The sequence below is a fragment of the Bartonella sp. AP57NXGY genome (assembly GCF_042195805.1).
Lineage (GTDB): Bacteria > Pseudomonadota > Alphaproteobacteria > Rhizobiales > Rhizobiaceae > Bartonella.
Window position 1 is genome coordinate 1,246 of record NZ_JBHIOZ010000078.1, and the last position, 4,582, is coordinate 5,827.

The 4,582-nt window shown below is 36.9% G+C and carries 4 protein-coding genes; 3 read left to right on the forward strand and 1 reads right to left on the reverse strand.

Annotated elements, in window-relative coordinates:
• Positions 1–231: 231 nt before the first annotated feature.
• Positions 232–798, reverse strand: coding sequence for a hypothetical protein (locus ACFIL8_RS07120; protein WP_375689263.1), 567 nt, complete (start codon positions 796–798; stop codon positions 232–234).
• A 1,824-nt stretch (positions 799–2,622) separates the two neighbouring features.
• On the opposite strand from ACFIL8_RS07120, the gene ACFIL8_RS07125 reads away from it, so the two are divergent.
• The 3 genes from ACFIL8_RS07125 to ACFIL8_RS07135 are packed head-to-tail and all read left to right on the forward strand — an operon-like array spanning position 2,623 to position 4,310.
• Positions 2,623–3,144 (forward strand): hypothetical protein, encoded by a 522-nt coding sequence (locus ACFIL8_RS07125; protein ID WP_375621575.1) that lies wholly within the window; start codon positions 2,623–2,625, stop codon positions 3,142–3,144.
• Positions 3,145–3,152: 8 nt separating this feature from the next.
• Positions 3,153–3,707: a hypothetical protein gene (locus ACFIL8_RS07130; protein ID WP_375621574.1), complete on the forward strand. Its 555-nt coding sequence runs from the start codon at positions 3,153–3,155 to the stop codon at positions 3,705–3,707.
• 48 nt (positions 3,708–3,755) lie between these two features.
• Positions 3,756–4,310: a hypothetical protein gene (locus ACFIL8_RS07135; RefSeq protein ID WP_375613263.1), complete on the forward strand. Its 555-nt coding sequence runs from the start codon at positions 3,756–3,758 to the stop codon at positions 4,308–4,310.
• The last annotated feature ends 272 nt before the right edge of the window (positions 4,311–4,582 follow it).

The window sequence follows — 4,582 nt, forward strand, 5'->3', positions numbered from 1 at the left end:
CTGGTAGGTATAAGGTTAAGTCTCTTTGACAGTTGAAGTATTTTTTTAAAGGGCGTGGTGGATATTTTTAAGCTTGTCAATCCCATGAAATTTTATGAAAGGGCAAGCTCAGAGGTTCTCAAGTGTCATTTGCCAAAGGGGGACTTTATAAAGGCGCTGGTTATAAAGAGGCATGTTATAAAAGAAGGGGGAGAATCTTTATCCTGTGAGGGGGAGGAAATGATGGGTGTTTTAGCCAAGGCTCTTTTGGGTAGAACTGTCAAAATGTTTATAAAGGGCATCAAGAATAATACGCAACGAGCCAACAAGATTAGGCAGCGGTTGATCTTCTATAACAAGATAGTGTAATGCCGCATGAAAGTTGTGTTGACGATGTAGATATTGTGCTTCTTTAATCGCTTCTTGCATAGCTTCATAGTGTTCCGTTGCTCTTTGGACCCATTGCTTTTTTGCTTTCTCATCTGATGCGCTGTGCGTAAAACCATCATAATAACCGTTTGGTAAACCTTTTGCACATAAATAGTCGTTTCTAATTTGCAAGTATTGTTGCGCCGTGTCATATTGCTCTTTACTGATGCCTGATGAAGCCTCTTTATAGCCAAGCAAACAAAGACGCCCAATATAGGTTCCGACAAGCGGATTTTTCGCTTCTTCGAAGCTTAAACCAAAGTGTTTTGCACGCATTTCAATCGCAGATTGAAGCGCAGATTCGCTGGAATTTTGGGCACGTGAAATACAGCCTTTGGGCTCTCGCTTTCCTGTTATTTTTGATCTACCGCGTTTTTTACGTATTTTCATGAACTTAACCATTTGAATGAAAAAGAAACTGTCTGTTGATGGGGGACAGTGATGTAAAAAGCACTTGGCGCAAATATTGGGGGGAGCAAATACTTAAAAGGAGGAAAATACTTAAAAGGGGGAAAATACTGGGGGAGTGAGCAAATACCGGGAAATATCAGCCGTTGCAGATCAAAAAACAAACGATACTAAAGGCGTTTTAAATGCAAAGAAAAGCAACGGTGTGGGGCGAAAAAATCATCTTTAAGGTGGTTTCTTACCTTTTTTATCTTATCCCTATCAGTCTTATCTTCCGCCCCTATTATGCTTATTTTTTTATTGCTAGCGGATTATTTGCTTTCTAAATATTTCTTAACTGTTCTTGAGAAATTGAAGGAAAATTTTTGTCAAATGTGAATGAAAAAATAACAATGGATTTCAAGGGCATGTCATCGTCTTTCTAATAGGAAGTTTTTTCTAATGGGATTATTTGTCTCTTTTTTCACGAGCGCTTTGTGGAAATTTTTCAATTCCACTTTTGAAAGGTCATTGTTTTCTTAAGTTGGAAGCTTTTTATTTGGGTTCTCTTATTTTTTTGTTGTTGGGCGCTTTCCCAAGATATTTGATATACATCACGCTGTTAAGCATACTTTTATCCTTTATAGGAGATATATTGTCTTCTGTTGAGTGGCAGAGAGCGGCAAAAAGCAAACCTCCGCATTCTATTATAATAGCATAAGATGCCCTATATTTTCAAATAAAATATCGTTTATCGGCTTAAAATAAACTGTGAATGATCTCGCTATTTTGTTTGGTGTATCCTTTGTAAGTATCCTTTATAGAGTATAAGTTTTCCGTTTTAATGGATCTCATCATAAGACGAGGGGATGTCGTTTAAAGGACGGAATGCATTATCGAAAGAGGCTGTTTTTATAAGAAGAAAATGCCTTTATAAAAAGATGCTTTTATAAGAGATGCCTTGATGAATGTAGGGGCTATACAAATGTAGGGGCTGTGAGATATTTCATCTTTAATGAAGAATTTTTAAAATGAAGCCTTTTTGATTAAGAAGCTTTCAAATGAGGATTAAGGTTGTTTGTCGCACGTTTTTTATACTGGATAATCGATTGCTTGTTTGACTTTGTTTTGTGTTGCTTTTTAAAGAGCCATGTCTTAGGGCTCTCTTTTGCCCATTTTGCAAGGGTGCTCATGAAGGGTATAACGATAAAGTCCCCAATGAAATCCATATAAAGTTTGAATAATATAAAATCTATTGCACACTTCCATTTTTACGCTTGTGAAGAAGAAAGTCTATAGCATCACACATTTTGCCAGCTCTCATTGTTGAGACAGCCCTTGGCATTTGAGGCGCTTCCTTAGAGGCATTTATCATCCTTTCTTAATGTTTTACTCTATATGGCTCTTTCTGCTTGTAACGCACAAGAGACATGGTTTGGGTTGATTTAATATGGAATAGGTTTGGAATAAGACAATCCTACGGTATTTAGGGTTCTCATTTAATATGAAAAACAATAAATTGTTATAAATCAGCGTATTGTTTGTAAACTTTACACATCAGATATTTCTTAGATTGAATATTTTTGCTTGTTGAGTTTTGTGAAACATTGTCTTTTGAAGTGTGGGTAATAGATAAGAGGATACAATGGCATTTGTGCTTGTAAGGTTTAGGGATTGTATGTTGTCACGTATGAGAAATTTTAAAAATAGACTTAAAGGGGCTTATAGCGCGTGTTTCATGGTGAAAAGAGTGCTAGATAAACCGGTTTTGCTGGTTGCATGTTCTCAAAGAGTGAGTGGGCATGTTAGAAGTGAGAAAATATCCGTATGATCGAAGATAAATCACAACACCAATCTGCCCATAAGGGAAATACGGCTTTTGCGTCACAGCCCGTGTTGAATCAGTGTGCGGTTTTCAAAAAATGGACGGCTCTCTCAAGAAAAGATTACGTCATCATTTTGTGTTTGGCTATCCTCTTGTTGGTGCTTTTTGCCGCGACTGTCTATATGAATCCTTTGGAGTTTTTTCACGTTATATCCAAAGAACAGTTTCAAGCACTGGGACAAATGGAACAAGGAGATCTTCGAAAAATGATTAAGGAGATCTTGAAACAGCCTTTTGAAAATAATCCTGCAATCGTGTTTTTGCGTGACGCGGGATGGAATAGTGTTTGGGCTTTTTTATGTCTCTTGCCGCAAATGATTTTTGGTGTTCTTGTGGTGTTCTTTCCACTCTTTTTTGTCTTTAACGCTATCTCTAAACGGGAGGTGAAGGAAATGATGAAGCTGTGGGATACATTGCCAGAGCAGCAACAGCTAGACAACCAATTTCTCAACAGAACACAATAGGAAAATAAGTGGCTGCTTCTTTTATAAGTACTTTTGTAATTTTGACCACAGTATGGTGGAGTACTGTCATGTTTCTCGGGGAGATCATGATACTTTTTTCTACTCTGATGACAATCTTGGTACTTTATTATTCTTTGATAAAACGGACAATATTGTTGTGTGGGATGCGGCGGAAATTAAAAAAGGGTGCATTACAGAATTTGGGGCATAATCAGAAAGTCAGCATAGGACAAAATACAGTTTGTGCAATAAAGTTCAGCCCCCTTTCTTTTCAAGAATCTTTGGAACTTTCAAGAAAAGATTATTGTATCATCTTTTTTCTAGCTTTCATTGTGATTGTGGTTTTCGCAGTTTTGCTCGCTTTTTTTGCTTTTTTTCCAAAATCTGTGATTTTTTTACACAATTATATGCCTCTATTGTTTAAGGTTGGCGTTTTTGGCATGCAGCTGCTGTTTTGGTTTTGTGCGTGTATTGTTGTCGCTTTACCTGTCATTTTAATCTTCCATAGTCTCCTTCATTATGGCGTGAAAAAAACAATAAAGAAATTAGAAATGGTTGCTTGAGAAGAGAATAAAAATGATGATTTCACATCAATGCGATAGGGGAAACACGTGACTATTGTTATAAAATTTTTGGCTTTTTTAGGGTTCACCATCATTGCCATTGTAATGTTTATGGTTATGATCCGGCTTCCTTACCGGTTGATCAAACATATGAGGTTATCTTTTAAACTCTCTCAAGACTTGAAAAAGAGTACAACGCAAAAAAAGCAAGCCATACAACAATTGTGCAATGATCTGGGAGAAATGAAAAGACACAATCTCGCCCATAAGACCCTTGATGCGACAATGCGCTTTCTTAACTTCAAAGAATTTCTGCCTCTTTCTTCAAAAGAATGTAAAATAATCTTTTTTATCTTTATCCTCTTTACTGTTTTGCAATCTGCTTTCTTTGTCGCAAATTTGGTATGGTGGAAGAGCGATATGGTCGGCGTTATCATGCAGCTGTTGAGCATTCTATGGTTTGGGCTTCTTCTCTTTTTTCCGATCATTGGGATCATGTGTATAAAATTAACGAGAAAATTGAACAAAAAACTTCAACAATTGAAAGAAGCAATACAACAACGCGATCAGGCAATTCGTATGAAGAATGGGCGTGGAGGATAAAATGACCAGTAGTCTTATAACATTAATGGCCTTTTCTTTCCTGTTCTTTATGGTCTTAAATGTTTTATTGTGGGTGCCAATCGTTGTCATTTATTACCTGTTTATCAAGCGTGCGCGGTTGTATTGCCGCGTGAAAAAGGAACTGAAATGCGTGCTGAATGAACGCGATATCGCCTTAAAACAGATCTCTCAAAAATAAAAAGCAGCTTTCTCTTGTTTGGCAAGACTATAAAAAAATATTCTATCTTTCTACGGTCATGGCGACTGCTCCA

Excerpts from the sequence above, each read along its gene's own strand:
- ACFIL8_RS07120 (WP_375689263.1), bottom strand. The coding sequence starts at position 798 with ATGAAAATACGTAAAAAACGCGGTAGATCAAAAATAACAGGAAAGCGA.
- ACFIL8_RS07125 (WP_375621575.1), top strand. The coding sequence starts at position 2,623 with ATGATCGAAGATAAATCACAACACCAATCTGCCCATAAGGGAAATACG.